14 protein-coding genes are annotated in these 16287 nt (G+C 56.6%); 4 read left to right on the forward strand and 10 right to left on the reverse strand.

Annotated features, from left to right (window positions below; genetic code table 11):
* Window positions 1-7: 7 nt before the first annotated feature.
* The 7 genes from cdsA to rpsB form a co-directional block, all read right to left on the reverse strand.
* Window positions 8-865, reverse strand: a complete 858-nt coding sequence (gene cdsA / locus ET34_RS0100140; protein ID WP_031518442.1) for a phosphatidate cytidylyltransferase — start codon at window positions 863-865, stop codon at window positions 8-10.
* Window positions 866-877: 12 nt separating this feature from the next.
* Window positions 878-1636 carry a (2E,6E)-farnesyl-diphosphate-specific ditrans,polycis-undecaprenyl-diphosphate synthase gene (gene ispU, locus ET34_RS0100145; RefSeq protein ID WP_031518444.1) on the reverse strand — a complete coding sequence of 253 codons (759 nt, stop codon included), beginning with the start codon at window positions 1634-1636 and terminating at the stop codon, window positions 878-880.
* A 187-nt stretch (window positions 1637-1823) separates the two neighbouring features.
* Window positions 1824-3023 carry a 1-deoxy-D-xylulose-5-phosphate reductoisomerase gene (gene ispC / locus ET34_RS0100150; RefSeq protein WP_031518446.1) on the reverse strand — a complete coding sequence of 400 codons (1200 nt, stop codon included), beginning with the start codon at window positions 3021-3023 and terminating at the stop codon, window positions 1824-1826.
* 121 nt (window positions 3024-3144) lie between these two features.
* Window positions 3145-3702 (reverse strand): ribosome recycling factor, encoded by a 558-nt coding sequence (frr, locus tag ET34_RS0100155; protein ID WP_031518448.1) that lies wholly within the window; start codon window positions 3700-3702, stop codon window positions 3145-3147.
* 163 nt (window positions 3703-3865) lie between these two features.
* The gene (gene pyrH / locus ET34_RS0100160; protein ID WP_031518450.1) at window positions 3866-4591 is read right to left on the reverse strand and encodes a UMP kinase; all 726 of its coding nucleotides are present in this window, start codon (window positions 4589-4591) and stop codon (window positions 3866-3868) included.
* A gap of 183 nt (window positions 4592-4774) precedes the next feature.
* Window positions 4775-5626 (reverse strand): translation elongation factor Ts, encoded by an 852-nt coding sequence (gene tsf / locus ET34_RS0100170; protein ID WP_031518452.1) that lies wholly within the window; start codon window positions 5624-5626, stop codon window positions 4775-4777.
* A gap of 213 nt (window positions 5627-5839) precedes the next feature.
* Window positions 5840-6565: a 30S ribosomal protein S2 gene (rpsB, locus tag ET34_RS0100175; protein WP_024549340.1), complete on the reverse strand. Its 726-nt coding sequence runs from the start codon at window positions 6563-6565 to the stop codon at window positions 5840-5842.
* Window positions 6566-6875: 310 nt separating this feature from the next.
* Here rpsB and map point away from each other — a divergent pair, with 310 nt between their 5' ends.
* From map to ET34_RS0100195, 4 genes are all read left to right on the forward strand, one after another.
* Window positions 6876-7670 (forward strand): type I methionyl aminopeptidase, encoded by a 795-nt coding sequence (map, locus tag ET34_RS0100180; RefSeq protein ID WP_031518454.1) that lies wholly within the window; start codon window positions 6876-6878, stop codon window positions 7668-7670.
* Between the two features lie 44 nt (window positions 7671-7714).
* Window positions 7715-10393: a bifunctional uridylyltransferase/uridylyl-removing protein GlnD gene (gene glnD / locus ET34_RS0100185; protein WP_031518456.1), complete on the forward strand. Its 2679-nt coding sequence runs from the start codon at window positions 7715-7717 to the stop codon at window positions 10391-10393.
* 39 nt (window positions 10394-10432) lie between these two features.
* Window positions 10433-11257, forward strand: a complete 825-nt coding sequence (gene dapD, locus ET34_RS0100190; protein WP_031518458.1) for a 2,3,4,5-tetrahydropyridine-2,6-dicarboxylate N-succinyltransferase — start codon at window positions 10433-10435, stop codon at window positions 11255-11257.
* A gap of 110 nt (window positions 11258-11367) precedes the next feature.
* On the forward strand, window positions 11368-11757 hold the full coding sequence (locus tag ET34_RS0100195; protein WP_031518460.1) for a DUF3461 family protein: 390 nt from the start codon (window positions 11368-11370) through the stop codon (window positions 11755-11757).
* A gap of 40 nt (window positions 11758-11797) precedes the next feature.
* Here the strand turns inward: ET34_RS0100195 and ET34_RS0100200 are convergent, their stop codons facing one another.
* The 3 genes from ET34_RS0100200 to dgt all read right to left on the reverse strand — a co-directional run bounded on the left by ET34_RS0100200 (window position 11798) and on the right by dgt (window position 16264).
* Window positions 11798-12955 carry a CdaR family transcriptional regulator gene (locus ET34_RS0100200; protein ID WP_031518462.1) on the reverse strand — a complete coding sequence of 386 codons (1158 nt, stop codon included), beginning with the start codon at window positions 12953-12955 and terminating at the stop codon, window positions 11798-11800.
* 151 nt (window positions 12956-13106) lie between these two features.
* Complete coding sequence (degP, locus tag ET34_RS0100205; protein ID WP_031518464.1) at window positions 13107-14537, reverse strand: serine endoprotease DegP; 1431 nt, start codon at window positions 14535-14537, stop codon at window positions 13107-13109.
* 212 nt (window positions 14538-14749) lie between these two features.
* Window positions 14750-16264: a dGTPase gene (gene dgt, locus ET34_RS0100210; RefSeq protein WP_031518466.1), complete on the reverse strand. Its 1515-nt coding sequence runs from the start codon at window positions 16262-16264 to the stop codon at window positions 14750-14752.
* Window positions 16265-16287 lie beyond the last annotated feature (23 nt).

Consider the following 16287-nt stretch of genomic DNA (forward strand, 5'->3'; position numbering starts at 1 on the left):
CCTTCCGTCAGACGGTCCCGAAGACCAGCAGTAACAGGCAGGCAAATACCGGTACCGCCGCCGTCAGGCTATCGATGCGATCCAGAATGCCGCCGTGGCCGGGGATTAAATTGCCGCTATCCTTGATGCCGGCTTCACGCTTGAACATGCTTTCGGTGAGATCGCCCAGCACCGAGGCCAGCGCAGCGACAATCGAGGATACCAATAGTACCACCGGCGCGACTTCCAGCTTTGCAAAAGTGCCGTAGAGCCAGGCGATAACCGCAGCGGTAAACAGGCCGCCGATGAAGCCCTGCCAGGTTTTGCCCGGCGATACTTTCGGGGCAAGCTTATGTTTGCCGAATTTCTTACCGAAGATATAAGCGCCAGAGTCCGCGCCCCACACCAGAAACATGACGTAGAGCAGCCAGATAGCCCCGCTGTAGTGGTTACTGTCGTAGTGCCATGAGCGCAGCGCCACCATGCCCCAGAAGAACGGCACGATAGTCAGGAAGCCAAATATCAGACGCAGCACCTTTGATTCACGCCACAGCGACGCGGAGCCGGGGTAGAACAGTACCAGCAGCAGTGCGGCTAACCACCAGCCAAGTGATGCCCAGAGTGAAAACTCAATGAGCGGCAGGCGCGCGGTGTGGTGATATTCCGGCAGCGTGAAGAGCATGACGGCCAGCAGCAGCCCGCACAGGACTGCGAGCCAGACACGCTGACCACGCGCGGCAAAACCGCAGAACTGCCCCCACTCCCAGGCAGCCAGCATGCAGACCAGCAGCGTAGCGATGGCAAAGCCAGCCGGCGGCAGCAAGAACAGCGCTGCGATAACAACCGGAATCATGACAAATGCGGAAATCAGGCGATACTTCAGCAAAAGCTACCCCCATCAGGCAACATCACCACCGGGTTCTGTGCCGCCAAAACGACGCTCTCGGTTTGCGAACGCATCAAGCGCCCCCTCAAAGTCTTGTTCATCAAAATCAGGCCAGAGAACATCTGTAAAATAGAGTTCCGCATAGGCTATCTGCCAGAGCAGGAAGTTACTAATGCGATGCTCTCCGCCTGTCCTAATTACCAGGTCAACGGGAGCCAGCTCATTCATACAGAGTTGCTGGTTCAGCAGCTCTTCATCAATGCTTTCAGGGCGTAACAGCCCTTCCTGAACCTGCGTCGCAAGTTGCCTCACTCCCTGAATAATATCCCAGCGTCCACCGTAATTCGCCGCGATGTTTAGCGTCAGCCCGGTGTTCTGGCTCGTCAGCGTCTCAGCTTTGACGATGCGCTCCTGCAGACGCGTATTAAAGCGGCTGGTATCGCCAATAATGCGTAAACGCACGTTGTGGCGATGCAGGCTTTTCACCTCGCTGTCGAGCGCCCAGACAAACAGCTCCATCAGCGCGCTGACTTCCTGTGCGGGGCGATTCCAGTTCTCGCTGCTAAAAGCATAAAGCGTAAGCGCATCAATGCCATTATTTGCTGCAAAAGAAACTGCACGGCGAACCGATTTAGCTCCCGCTTTATGTCCAAACGCTCTTATTTTTCCCTGTCTTTTCGCCCAACGGCCATTGCCATCCATAATGATGGCCACATGGCGGCAGCCATGTGCAGGTAAGTGTTCGCTTAATGGTTGGTTAGCAGACAACATAACGCGTTTTTATTCCCTGATAAGGATTAAGCGGTACTCTGGAATACTGAAGCCCTCAGCATAAAAAAGCCGTGCAAATTCACGGCTTACCTGAACGTTAGTGATTTATCACCCGCGTTCAGGTGGCGCAGACTATATCACTGAAGCACATAGCGAACAAATGGCACAGGCCCCGCTGCGGGAATAATCACCGCCCTGCGAGACGCGTCACTTCGCTCTGTGCAACTGCGCGTGCATTCTCATCCACCGCCAGCACTTCTTCCACGCTCTCCGGTTCGCGTAAATCCATGACGTTCAACACGTCCTCGTTAATGCGAGCGATATCCGTAAAGCGAATACGATCGTCCAGGAAAGCCGCTACCGCGATTTCATTTGCTGCATTCAGCGCCGTGGTGGCAGCCTGCCCGTTATCAAAAGCGGTCATTGCCAGCCTGAGGCAGGGATAGCGCTGAAAATCAGGGGCGCAGAAGCTAAGCGAGCCCACTTTACAGAAATCGAGTGCCGCAACGCCTGATGTCACACGTTCAGGCCAGGCCATCGTATGCGCGATAGGTGTACGCATATCCGGCTCGCCCAACTGTGCCAGCACGCTACCGTCCAGATAGCGCACCATCGAATGGATCATGGACTGCGGATGAATTAATACTTCCATCTGTTTTGCTGACGCATTAAACAGCCAGCGGGCTTCAATATATTCGAGACCTTTATTCATCATGGTGGCCGAATCAACGGAGATCTTACGTCCCATCGACCAGTTTGGATGACGGCATGCCTGCTCGGGCGTCATATCAGCCAGCGCATCTAAAGCCGTATCGCGAAACGGGCCACCCGATCCGGTGAGAATAATCGACGAGACGCCGTTACTCTCCAGATCAGCGTATCCCAGGTTACGCTGAATTGTTTCGGGCAAACTCTGAAAAATGGCGTTGTGCTCGCTGTCCACCGGCAAAAGCCGGGCGCCACTGCGCTTCACGGCATCCATAAACAGACGACCACAAGTGACCAGCGACTCTTTGTTCGCCAGCAAAATCTGTTTACCCGCGCCAATCGCTGACAGCGTAGGCAGCAAGCCTGCCGCTCCAACGATCGCCGCCATCACCTGATCGACATCGCTCAGCGCCGCCATTTCGCACGCCGCGTCGCGTCCGGCCATCACTTCAGTAACGCAACCGGCCTCACGCAGCTGAGTGCGTAGCGCCGCCGCGCTGGCTTCATCGTCCATTACCGCGAAACGCGGCCTGAATTCGAGGCACTGTTCGACCATACGGGCCACATTCTTTCCGGCGACCAGTGCGGTAACCGCAAACTGCTCCGGATTACGACGAACGACATCTAATGTGCTGCAACCGATAGAGCCGGTCGAGCCGAGTATGGTCAATTGCTTCATGGGATACTCACAGGAAAAGCGGTTAATGCGCCTTACGCGCCGGGAAATAAAAAACGCCGCCAGCAAAAGCCGCTCTGGACGACTCTTCTGTACGGCGTTTAGTCTGCCACGATGCCGTTAATTAAAACTGCATCAGCTCAGCTTCTTTATCGGCCAGAGCTGCATCCACTTTCTTGATGGCAGCGTCAGTCATTTTCTGCACGTCGTCCTGTGAACGACGGTCATCATCTTCGCTGATCTCTTTCTCTTTCAGCAGCGCTTTGACTTTATCGTTCGCATCACGGCGCACGTTACGTACCGCAACGCGAGCCTGTTCTGCTTCACCGCGCACCACTTTGATCAGGTCTTTACGACGCTCTTCGGTCAGCGGCGGCAGCGGAACGCGAATATCGGTGCCCGCTGAACTTGGGTTCAGACCCAGATCGGAGGCCATGATCGCTTTCTCAACGGCCGGGCCCATAGAGCGGTCAAAGACGTTGATTTTCAGAGTGCGGGTGTCTTCTACGGTGACGCTGGCCAGCTGGCGCAGCGGCGTAGGCGTACCGTAATATTCGACGACGATCCCGTCGAGCAGGCTCGGGGAAGCGCGACCGGTACGGACTTTGCTGATTTGGGTTTTGAAAGCCTCAACGCATTTTTCCATGCGCACTTCGGCATCTTTTCTGATATCGCTGATCACGTTACGAATCCTTGAAAACTTGCTTTTCGGCAGACCAGACTTGCGGCACCGCCTTCATGGGTGTGCTAAGTATAGCCCGTTTAATTCATGGTACCTTCCGGCAACCAGGCATCAAAGCCTGCAGATGAAGCGGAATAGTACCCGTATTTGCGGCAGACGGAAATTACTCCGTAATCAAAGTGCCTTCTTTCTCACCCATCACCACGCGACGCAGTGCACCAGGCTTATTCATGTTAAATACGCGAATCGGCAGTTTATGGTCGCGCGCCAGCGTAAAGGCCGCCAGATCCATCACCTTGAGTTCACGTTCCAGCACGTCCTGATAGGTCAGCTGATCGTACAGGGTTGCGGCAGGATCTTTCATCGGATCGGCAGAGTAAACGCCGTCCACTTTGGTGGCTTTCAGCACCACGTCGGCTTCGATTTCAATGCCGCGCAGGCAGGCTGCGGAGTCGGTGGTGAAGAACGGGTTGCCGGTACCGGCAGAGAGGATCACCACGCGGTTGTTGCGCAGCAGGCTGATGGCTTCTGCCCAGCTGTAGTTGTCGCACACGCCGTTCAACGGAATGGCAGACATCAGGCGAGCGTTCACATAGGCGCGGTGGAGGGCGTCGCGCATTGCGAGGCCGTTCATTACCGTCGCCAGCATGCCCATGTGGTCGCCCACGACGCGGTTCATACCCGCTTTTGCGAGGCCAGCACCGCGGAACAGGTTACCGCCGCCGATCACCACCCCAACCTGAATACCCAGTTCAACCAGCTCTTTGATCTCCTGCGCCATACGATCCAGTATGCTCGCATCAATACCGAAACCTTCTGCGCCCTGGAGTGCTTCGCCACTCAGCTTGAGCAGAATGCGTTTATAGACGGGTTTTGCGTTGGTAGCCATGTTTCTTTCCTGGAACAGTCTATGAATGGGGATGGTCAAATCGAACGACACATAATGCGTCTCTTCCTCAGCCTGAACGAATCGGAGCAGACTGAATTTATGTCGGCTTTATACCCAATGTGCGGGTGCGGGAGGTGACACGGGTATAAAAAGGAGCCGCCCTCAGGCGGCTCCTTTACAGCATTAAGACTGCTTGGACATTGCAGCAACTTCTGCTGCGAAGTCAGTCTCAACTTTCTCGATGCCTTCACCCACTTCGAAGCGGATGAAGCTGGTTACGTCAGCGTTATGCTCTTTGAGCAGCTGAGCAACGGTTTTGCTCGGATCGATAACGAAAGGCTGGCCAGTCAGAGAAACTTCGCCGGTGAATTTCTTCATGCGGCCTTCAACCATTTTCTCTGCGATTTCTTTCGGCTTGCCAGACTGCATGGCGATGTCCAGCTGAACCTGGTACTCTTTCTCAACCACTTCAGCAGACACGTCTTCCGGCTTAACGAATTCCGGCTTGCTTGCAGCAACGTGCATTGCCAGCTGTTTAACCAGCTCTTCGTCAGCGCCAGTTGCAGCGATCAGAACGCCGATGCGCGCGCCGTGCAGGTAGCTGCCCAGCACATCGCCTTCCAGGGAAGAAACGCGACGGATGTTGATGTTCTCACCGATTTTAGCAACCAGGGCAACACGCTCTTCTTCGAACTGTGCTTTCAGAACTTCAACGTCAGTGATTTTGCCAGCAAAGGCTGCATCCAGCACTTTGTCTGCGAATGCCTGGAAACCGCCATCTTTAGCAACGAAGTCAGTCTGGCAGTTAACTTCCAGAATCACACCGTAGTTGCCTTCGATCTTAGTTTTGATAACGCCGTCAGCAGCAACGTTGCCTGCTTTTTTCGCCGCTTTGATCGCACCAGACTTACGCATGTTTTCGATTGCCAGCTCGATGTCGCCGTTAGCTTCGGACAGTGCTTTCTTACAATCCATCATGCCAGCGCCAGTACGTTCGCGCAGCTCTTTTACCAGGGAAGCGGTAATTTCAGCCATTCTATAATCCTCGGTTATCTCGTACGGGGAGATATACCCTACCGGCCTCAGGTTACAGTGATGTGCCGCAACGTGAATGCGAGTGGGTATAGTTCTGACTTGCCGGAGCAGATGTCTGACACGCCAGACTCAAAAAAAAGGGGACCTGAGACAGGCCCCCTAACCAAACTTGTTACTACCTGGTTAATAAGGGCTCAAGACGAGCAAACCTTATTATTCAGCTTCTACGAAGCTCTCTTCCGCCTGAGAAGCCAGATCCTGAGAACGGCCTTCGCGCACGGTAGCGGCAACAGCGTTCAGGTACAGGCTTACAGCACGGATTGCATCGTCGTTACCCGGGATAACGAAGTCAACGCCGTCTGGATCGGAGTTGGTATCAACGATAGCAAATACCGGGATACCCAGGTTGTTTGCTTCTTTGATAGCGATGTGTTCGTGGTCGGCGTCGATAACAAACAGAGCGTCCGGCAGACCACCCATGTCTTTGATACCGCCCAGGCTGTTCTCAAGCTTTTCCAGCTCGCGAGTGCGCATCAGCGCTTCTTTCTTGGTCAGCTTGTCGAAAGTGCCGTCCTGGGACTGAGTTTCCAGGTCTTTCAGACGCTTGATGGACTGACGAACGGTTTTCCAGTTAGTCAGCATACCGCCCAGCCAGCGATGGTTCACGAAGAACTGGTCGCAGCTGTTCGCAGCGTCTTTTACCGCTTCGCTTGCAGCGCGCTTGGTACCAACGAAAAGGATTTTACCTTTACGAGAAGAGATCTTGTTCAGCTCAGCCAGGGCTTCGTTGAACATCGGTACGGTCTGCTCAAGGTTGATGATGTGAACTTTGTTACGCGCGCCGAAGATGAAAGGCTTCATTTTCGGGTTCCAGTAACGGGTCTGGTGACCAAAGTGAACACCAGCCTTGAGCATGTCGCGCATGGAAACAGTTGCCATGTTTAAAACCTCTATATAAATGTGTGGGGTTATGCCTCCACGTATCCCATATTACCGACCCCGAAGGGCACCCCGGAATATGTGCCGATACGTGTGTGTAATTACACAATGTGAGCGTAGTAGCCTCTGTGCCCGACAGGCGGTACAGAAGTCCGGCGCGCTTTATATCATAAAAGCGCTGACGACACCAATAGTTGTTGACGCATCCCGGTGCCAGTGATTCTCAATTTGGCACCTCCGGGCGGCCCTGATACCATTAACGCCTGACTCATAATTATTGTCGAAATTCCGGCAACTGCGGACTTCATTCATGGCTATCTCAATTAAAACCCCAGAAGAAATCGAAAAAATGCGCGTCGCGGGCAGGCTTGCCGCTGAAGTGCTGGAGATGATCGAATCCCACGTCAAACCCGGCGTCAGCACCGGCGAGCTGGATCGCATCTGCAACGACTATATCGTTAATCAGCAGCAGGCGGTCTCTGCGAGCCTCGGCTATCACGGTTTCCCGAAATCAGTCTGCATCTCAATCAACGAAGTGGTGTGCCACGGTATTCCTGATGACGGTAAGCTGCTGAAAGACGGCGATATCGTGAACATCGACGTTACCGTTATCAAAGATGAATACCACGGCGATACCTCTAAAATGTTTATCGTCGGCAAGCCGACCATCCTCGGTGAGCGCCTGTGCCGCATCACCCAGGAGAGTCTCTACGTAGCGCTGCGCATGGTCAAACCAGGCATCCGTCTGCGCGAGCTTGGCGCGGCGATTCAGAAATTCGTCGAAGCAGAAGGTTTCTCCGTGGTGCGCGAATACTGCGGTCACGGCATTGGCCGCGGCTTCCACGAAGAGCCGCAGGTGCTGCACTATGATGCAGATGACGGCGGCGTAGTGCTGCAGCAGGGCATGACGTTTACCGTTGAGCCGATGGTCAACGCTGGCGACTACCGCATCCGCACTATGAAAGATGGCTGGACGGTGAAAACCAAAGATCGCAGCTTGTCTGCGCAGTACGAGCATACTATTGTGGTGACCGATAACGGCTGCGAAATTCTCACGTTGCGTAAGGATGACACCATCCCCAACGTCATTTCGCATAACGACTAATAAGAAGCCGGCAGATGCCGGCTTTTTTTATGGGCGGCGCTTTTATGAGTCACAGTTTACCCGAACAGTATGCCAACACCGCGCTGCCGACCCTTCCCGGCCAGCCGGACAACCCCACCTCATGGCCACAGCACGCCCTGTGCTGCGCGCAAACCAAAACCCGTATTGAAAATTTTCAGCGCTGGCTCGCCGACGCCTTCGATCACGGCGTGGCGGTGACCGAACTGGTGGAAGCCCGCACCGAGTTTATCGATCAGCTACTGCAGCGCCTGTGGATTGACGCCGGCTTTGCCGATCGCAGCGACATGGCGCTGGTGGCGGTGGGTGGCTACGGGCGGGGCGAACTGCATCCGCTTTCCGACATTGATCTGCTGATCCTGAGCCGTAAGCGTCTGCCCGATGAAGACGCGCAAAAGGTCGGCGAGCTGCTGACGCTGCTGTGGGATATCAAGCTGGAAGTGGGCCACAGCGTACGCACCCTGGAAGAGTGCCTGCTCGAAGGGCTGGGGGATCTTACCGTCGCCACCAACCTGATTGAGTCCCGGCTGTTGATAGGCGATGTCGCGCTGTTTCTGGAGCTACAGAAACACATTTTTAGCGACGGCTTCTGGCCCTCGGATAAGTTTTTCGCCGCCAAAGTTGAAGAGCAGAACGAACGCCATCAGCGCTATCACGGCACCAGCTACAACCTTGAACCGGATATCAAAAGCAGCCCCGGCGGCCTGCGCGACATTCATACCCTGCAGTGGGTGGCGCGCCGTCACTTCGGTGCCACGTCGCTCAGCGAGATGCTCAACTTCGGCTTTTTAACCCCCGCCGAACGCACCGAACTCGACGAGTGTCTGCACCAGCTGTGGCGTATCCGCTTCGCGCTACATCTGGAGCTAACCCGCTACGACAACCGCCTGCTGTTCGATCGTCAGCTCAGCGTCGCCCAGCGCCTGAACTACAGCGGCGACGGTAACGAACCGGTCGAACAGATGATGAAGGTGTTCTACCGCGTCACGCGCCGGGTGGGTGAACTCAACCAGATGCTGCTTCAGCTGTTTGATGAGGCGATCCTCGCCCTGCCCGCGGATGAAAAACCGCGCCCCATCGACGACGATTTTCAGCTGCGCGGCAGCCTGATCGATCTGCGTGACGACACGCTGTTTATCCGCGAGCCGCAGGCGATTATGCGCATGTTTCATATCATGGTCCGCAATCGCGATATCAGCGGTATCTACTCGGCGACCCTGCGGCATCTGCGTCACGCGCGCCGGCATCTGGCGCAGCCGCTGTGTTACATCCCCGAAGCGCGCGCACTGTTCATGTCGCTGCTGCGCCATCCCGGCGCGGTTAAGCGCGGCCTGCTGCCGATGCATCGCCACAGCGTGCTGGGGGCGTATATGCCACAGTGGTCGCACATCGTGGGCCAGATGCAGTTTGACCTGTTCCACGCCTACACCGTCGATGAACACACCCTGCGCGTGCTGCTGAAGCTGGAGAGCTTTGCCAGCGAAGAGACGCGGGCGAAACATCCGCTGTGCGTCGATCTCTGGCCGCGTCTGTCGCACCCGGAGCTGATTCTGATTGCCGCGCTGTTCCACGACATCGCCAAAGGACGCGGCGGCGACCACTCGATCCTCGGAGCCCAGGACGTGCTCGCCTTCGCCGAACTGCACGGGCTGAACTCCCGGGAAACCCAGCTTATCGCCTGGCTCGTGCGCCAGCACCTGTTGATGTCGGTCACCGCCCAGCGCCGCGATATTCAGGACCCGGAAGTGATCCGCCAGTTTGCCAGCGAAGTGCAGACCGAAAATCGCCTGCGTTACCTGCTGTGCCTGACGGTCGCCGACATCTGCGCCACCAACGAAACCCTGTGGAACAGCTGGAAGCAGAGCCTGTTGCGTGAGCTTTACTTCGCCACCGAGAAGCAGCTGCGCCGCGGGATGCAGAACACGCCGGACATGCGCGAGCGCGTGCGTCATCATCAGGTGCAGGCGCTGGCCCTGCTGCGCATGGACAACATCAACGAAGAGGCGCTGCATCACATCTGGGCGCGCTGCCGTGCCAACTACTTCGTGCGCCACAGCCCAAACCAGCTGGCATGGCACGCTCGCCATCTGCTCAATCACGATCTGACGCAGCCGCTGATTTTATTAAGCCCGCAGGCAACGCGCGGCGGCACCGAAATCTTTATCTGGAGCCCGGACCGCCCTTACCTGTTCGCTGCGGTATGCGCCGAACTTGACCGGCGTAATCTCAGCGTGCACGACGCACAGATCTTCACCACCCGCGACGGCATGGCGATGGACTCCTTTATCGTGCTGGAGCCGGACGGCAGCCCGCTCTCCGGGGATCGCCACGAGGCGATTCGTCACGGGCTCGAACAGGCGATCTCCCAGCGCACCTGGCAGCCGCCACAGCCGCGGCGCCAGCCGGCGAAACTGCGCCACTTTAACGTTGATACCGAGGTCAACTTCCTGCCGACCCATACCGACCGCCGCACGTTTCTTGAGCTGATTGCCCTCGACCAGCCTGGACTACTGGCGCGGGTCGGCCAGGTGTTTGCCGACCTCGGAATTTCGTTGCACGGGGCGAGAATTTCGACAATTGGCGAGCGAGTAGAAGATTTATTTATAATCGCGACCGCCGACCGGCGTGGCCTTAATAATGTGCTCCAGCAGGAAGTACAACAACGGTTGACAGCGGCCCTCAATCCAAACGATAAAGGTCAATGAATTTATTGAACCTACGTAAACATCAGGAAAGAGTTAACAATGCAGCAGTTACAGAACGTTATTGAGTCCGCTTTCGAGCGCCGTGCCGACATCACTCCGGCGAATGTTGATACCGTGACCCGCGAAGCGGTAAATCAGGTTATTGCCCTGCTCGACAGCGGCGTGCTGCGCGTTGCTGAAAAGATTGACGGCCAGTGGGTTACCCACCAGTGGCTGAAGAAAGCGGTACTGCTCTCCTTCCGCATCAACGATAACCAGGTTATCGAGGGTGCCGAGAGCCGCTACTTCGATAAAGTGCCGATGAAATTTGCTGATTACGACGAAGCGCGCTTCCAGAAGGAAGGCTTCCGCGTGGTGCCGCCAGCGGCGGTGCGTCAGGGTGCATTCATCGCCCGCAACACCGTGCTGATGCCGTCTTACGTCAACATCGGCGCTTACGTTGATGAAGGCACCATGGTGGATACCTGGGCAACCGTTGGTTCCTGCGCGCAGATTGGTAAGAACGTCCACCTCTCCGGCGGCGTCGGCATCGGTGGCGTACTGGAGCCGCTGCAGGCTAACCCGACCATCATCGAAGACAACTGCTTCATCGGTGCACGCTCTGAAGTGGTAGAAGGGGTGATCGTTGAAGAAGGCTCCGTGATCTCCATGGGCGTTTACATCGGTCAGAGCACCAAAATCTACGATCGCGAAACCGGCGAAGTGTTCTACGGTCGCGTACCGGCAGGCTCAGTGGTGGTCTCCGGCAACCTGCCGTCTAAAGACGGTAAGTACAGCCTGTACTGCGCAGTGATCGTGAAAAAGGTGGACGCAAAGACCCGCGGTAAAGTGGGTATCAATGAGCTGTTGCGCACCATCGACTAACAGTAACCATAAAAAAGGCGGGGTAACCCGCCTTTTTGCTCTCTGACGGTGGCGGAAAGGAATATTTTCGTTAATTATTCACTGGTTATGATTCGATTAAGGGTACCGCTATGTACGACAATCTGAAAAGTCTGGGCATTACTAATCCTGATGAAATCGATCGTTACAGCCTCCGGCAGGAAGCCAACAACGATATCCTGAAGATCTATTTTCAGAAGGATAAAGGCGAGTTTTTTGCCAAAAGCGTGAAGTTTAAGTATCCGCGCCAGCGTAAAACCGTGGTCGCCGATGGCGTAGGCCAGGGGTATAAAGAGGTGCAGGAGATCAGCCCTAACCTGCGCTACGTGATTGATGAGCTGGATCAGATCTGCCAGCGCGATCGCACCGAAGTGGATCTGAAACGCAAGATCCTCGACGATCTGCGTCATCTTGAGAGCGTGGTGGCGAACAAGATCAACGAGATCGAGTCCGACCTCGAAAAGCTTACCCGCAACAAATAACGTGTCCGCCGGATGCGCGCCCTGCCATCCGGCTTTTTATTTAACGCTGCTCGTCGAGCTGCAGCGCGATATACAGCAGTAGCCGGTCGTCAAAATTCCCCAGATCCAGCCCCGTCAGCTCCGAGATGCGATTGAGCCGGTACTCCAGCGTATTGCGGTGAATAAACAGCGCTTTTGAGGTCGCCAGCGGTTGCACATTGTGGCGAAACCACGCGGAAAGCGTGCGGCGCAGCAGGCCGTTATTGTCCATCGCTTTCAGCCGCGCCAGCGGACGGGCCAGCTCGTTGGCCTGCCAGCCGCCGCGCAGGCTGTCGAGCAGCACCGGCAGCATCAGATCCTGATAAAAATAGCTGCGGTTTTCCGGCATGCGCTGTTTGCCCACCATCATGGTGGTGCGCGCGGTACGCCACGAACGGGCGATACTGCCCGGCCCGGTGAAATAGTTGCCCAGCGCGACGCGAAAACGCAGATGCCCCTGCTCCTTCATGCGCGAAATAAGCTGCTCCACGCGCTTGCGGTGATCGTCGGCATCCCAGCGCCCAAAGGCGTTGAGCGCCGGTTTCAGCACCACCATTTCGGTCAGCGAGACGATCGCCACCAGGTTATTGCGGTCCGGCGTGGTGAGCGCGTTTTGCAGCTGCTGTAGCTCCGCCATCGCCGAATCGACGCCAAGCTGGCCGCTGTCCACTTCCACCACCGCCACCACGCGCGGCTGATTCAGGTCGATACCCAGCCGCTGCGCCCACTCGATTAACGCCGGCGTGTGCTCATCCGCCTGGATCAGATTCATCACCAGCTCTTCGCGCAGGCGACTGTCCTGCGCCAGCAGGTGCATCAGCCGCGACTGCTCAAGCATCATCTCGGCTGTCATGCACACCAGCTCGCCATACTTGCGCAGCGTTTCCGGATCGCCCGTCAGACCAATAACGCCGACGATCTCTCCCTCCAGCCGCAGCGGCAGGTTTATCCCCTGACGCACGCCGTGCAGGTGCCGCGCCACGGCATCATCGATATCCACCACCCGGCCCTGCGAAAGCACCAGCAATGCGCCTTCATGCAGCTCGCCGATACGCTCCTGGTCGCCGCTGCCGATGATGCGCCCGCGTGCGTCCATGACGTTAATGTTGGTGTCGATAATGCGCATGGTGCGCGCCACGATGTCCTGCGCCATTTTGGTATCAAGATGCCAGCCCGCCATAACCCCTCCCCTGTGCAGTGCTCCAGCATATGTCAGATATTAGCGCCCGGCATTGTGCGTATGCACAAAGCCGCGCGGGGACGTATGGAGTTGTGGGTAGGCTCACAAAAAAGGGCCGCACAGGCGGCCCTTTAGGGAAGAAATCAGTGATTTATTGCATCAGCAGGTAGAGCGAGCTGTCACCACGCTGCACGTTAAGCGCCAGCACGGACGGCTTTGCATCAAGGATCTTACGCAGCTCGGCGATGTTTTTCACCGGTTGCTGGTTAGCACCCACAATCACATCGCCCTTTTTCAGGCCGATGGCGGCGGCGGGTGAGTTGGCTTTGATGCTGTTTACCACCACGCCTTTATCTGCGCCGCGGTTGCTGATCTCCGCCCCTTCAATGCCGCTGAAGATGGAGGAGGAATCCACCTGGTTCTGGCTGCTCTGCTGCAGTTCGATATTCACCGTCATCTGCTTGCCGTCGCGCAGCAGGCCGAGCTTCAGCTTGCTGCCCACCGGCATGGTGCCCACTTCAGCACGCAGCGCGGCAAAGCTGCTGATGGCTTTGTCGTTCAGGGAGACAATCACGTCGCCCGGCTTGATGCCCGCTTTCGCAGCGGAGGAGTTCGGCATCACCTGGCTGACGAAGGCACCGCGCTGGGCGTCGACCTTCATCGCTTTCGCCAGCTCGGAGTTCAGCTCGGTACCCATGATCCCCAGCTCGCCGCGGCGCACCTGGCCGTACTGCACCATCTGGCTGGTAAGGTTTTTCACCATGTTGCTCGGGATGGCGAAGCCGATACCGATGTTGCCACCGTCCGGCGCGAGAATAGCGGTGTTGATCCCGATCAGCTCACCGTTCAGGTTAACCAGCGCACCGCCGGAGTTACCGCGGTTAATCGCCGCATCGGTCTGGATGAAGTTTTCATAGTTTTCGGCATTCAGGCCGCTACGGCCCAGCGCCGAAACAATACCGGAGGTTACGGTTTCGCCGAGGCCGAACGGGTTACCGATGGCCACGGTGTAATCGCCCACGCGCAGCTTGTCGGAGTCGGCAAGCTTAATCGCGGTCAGGTTCTTCGGATTCTGGATCTGGATCAGCGCAATGTCGGAGCGCGGGTCGTTGCCGACCATTTTGGCGTCAAAACGACGGCCATCGCTGAGCTGCACTTTGATGCTGGTGGCGTTGTTCACCACGTGGTTGTTGGTCACCACGTAGCCTTTGGCGGCATCAATCACCACGCCGGAACCCAGCGCCATAAATTTCTGCTGCTGGCCGCCGTCAGGACCGGCCCCGCCACCGCCCTGGCAGAACGGGGAGCTCTGGAACGGGGAACCTTCCTGGCAGAACGGCGAGTTATCGCCGAAGAACTGCTGGAAGTCGCGCGACATGCGCGGCGTGTTGACTTTGGTGCTGCCTTCCACGTTGATGCTCACGACCGACGGCATCACGTTTTCCAGCATCGGCGCCAGGCTCGGCATGGTTTGCGCCGTGGTGGCAGAGGAGGTTGTCTCGGCAGCGCTGACTGACAGCGGAGACAGAGCAAGGCTAAGGCTGAGTGCCAGCGCACTCATTGCGAACAGATTTTTTTTCATGTTTTCTAATCTCTATTACAGATCACGCAAGGCTGTGTACCGACATATGAGTCAATTTATAGCGCGAAGTTCAGGGAATAACGTTTTGTAAAAAGTAAAAATTTATTGGTCGTCTTTACAAAACTGCCGGGACGCTGCGCGAAATAAATGACCAAGGCCACGGTATACAGGTTCTTGCTTAAACAGGCTTTAAGCTAATCCTGAATAGTGGATCACTCCACGGCCATCAGACGCCGGTATTCATCCCACGCATAGAGATCGGTCATCCCGCTGATATAGTCCTGAACCAGCCGACAACGGTAATAATATTCCCATACCGGAAAATCAAGGGCAGCGGGGTGAAGTTTGCTGACCGCCTCCACGTAGGCCAGCCGGTGTTTGCCGGAGAGCTTATGGAACAGCCGCGTTTCAATCGGCAGACGACGCACGCTCTCTTTTTCCACCAGCTCCTGAAAATCGACCAGCGGTAAATCGAGCAGCGGGCGATAAATATTCAGCAGGCCATCAATAACCCGATAACCCTGTAATTCCAGCTGTTCCACTTCCGGATGGCTAAATACGTGTTTGATCGCCACGCGTTTATAAACGTCGAGCAGGCGACTACAGGCGCTTTCATCTTCCAGTAACGCATGATTAAACGACCCGTCGAAAATAACCGGCAGATTATGAATAAAGCGCTGGGCGGCGTATGGCACCAGTTTATTCAGGGTATTGACGCGCAAATACATGAAGAACTGATCTTCCCCGCTACGGCGAATGGAGTTGGCGCGCGATTTTTCCCACGCGTTGTCCACCACCTGGGAAAACAGATCCCCCGCCTCATGATCGCCCCAGGCGTCACGCAAATGCTGATACAGCTGGTCGACGCTGAAAATGCGTTTTTCCACCGCATCCTCAAGATCGGCGACGCAGTAGGAGATGTCGTCCGCCGCCTCCATGATCCAGGTGAGCGGGAAGCGGCTGAAGGGGGCCAGCTCCAGCTCCTGGCGCAGACGCCCGATGTACTCCTCCTCGGAAAGGTAGTAGCCGGGCTTTTTCATCAGGTAGCTGTGGCTGGCCGGCGGCGGCTCCATGCGCCAGGCGGGGCGGGTATATTTCAGAATGCAGCCCACCTGCGCCCAGGTCAGGTTCATGCGCAGCAGGGTGTGCACCAGACGGATGGCCTGGGCGTTGCCCTCAAACTGGCAGAGATCCTGGCGCACCTGGCGACGCAGCGCGTTAAGCGACTCCTCGCCCTCTTTGAGGCGCAAATCGACATTATGGCAGCGGTCGTCACTGCGCGGCTGGCTGGCGGCATCATGGGGGAACAGGCGCTGGCGGAACCAGTCGTTAATAGCGGCCTCGCCAAAGTGGCCGAACGGCGGGTTGCCGATGTCGTGCATCAGGCAGGCCATCTCCACCACGCTTTCAAACGGCCCGGTCAGTTCGCTCAGCCCGTACGCGTCCAGCAGCTTCTGCTCTTTCAGGCGGCTCAGCACCTCTTTGGCGATGTAACGCCCGACCTGCTGCACTTCCATCGAATGCGTCAGCCGGGTACGCACCGCGGCGTTGCGCTCCAGCGGAAAGACCTGGGTTTTTTGCTGCAGACGGCGAATGGCCGGCGAATTGATGATGCGCCCGCGATCGCTTTCAAAAATGCGCAAAATATCGTGCTCGCTTTTCACGCCCTGTGGTGAGCGATACCGGCGATGCCAGTTGATCTTCCGGGTAAAATCTATCTCAGCCATACGCTCTCCCTGAGGCGGAATCA

It is taken from the genome of Siccibacter colletis (genome assembly GCF_000696575.1).
In the GTDB taxonomy this organism is placed as follows: Bacteria; Pseudomonadota; Gammaproteobacteria; order Enterobacterales; family Enterobacteriaceae; genus Siccibacter; species Siccibacter colletis.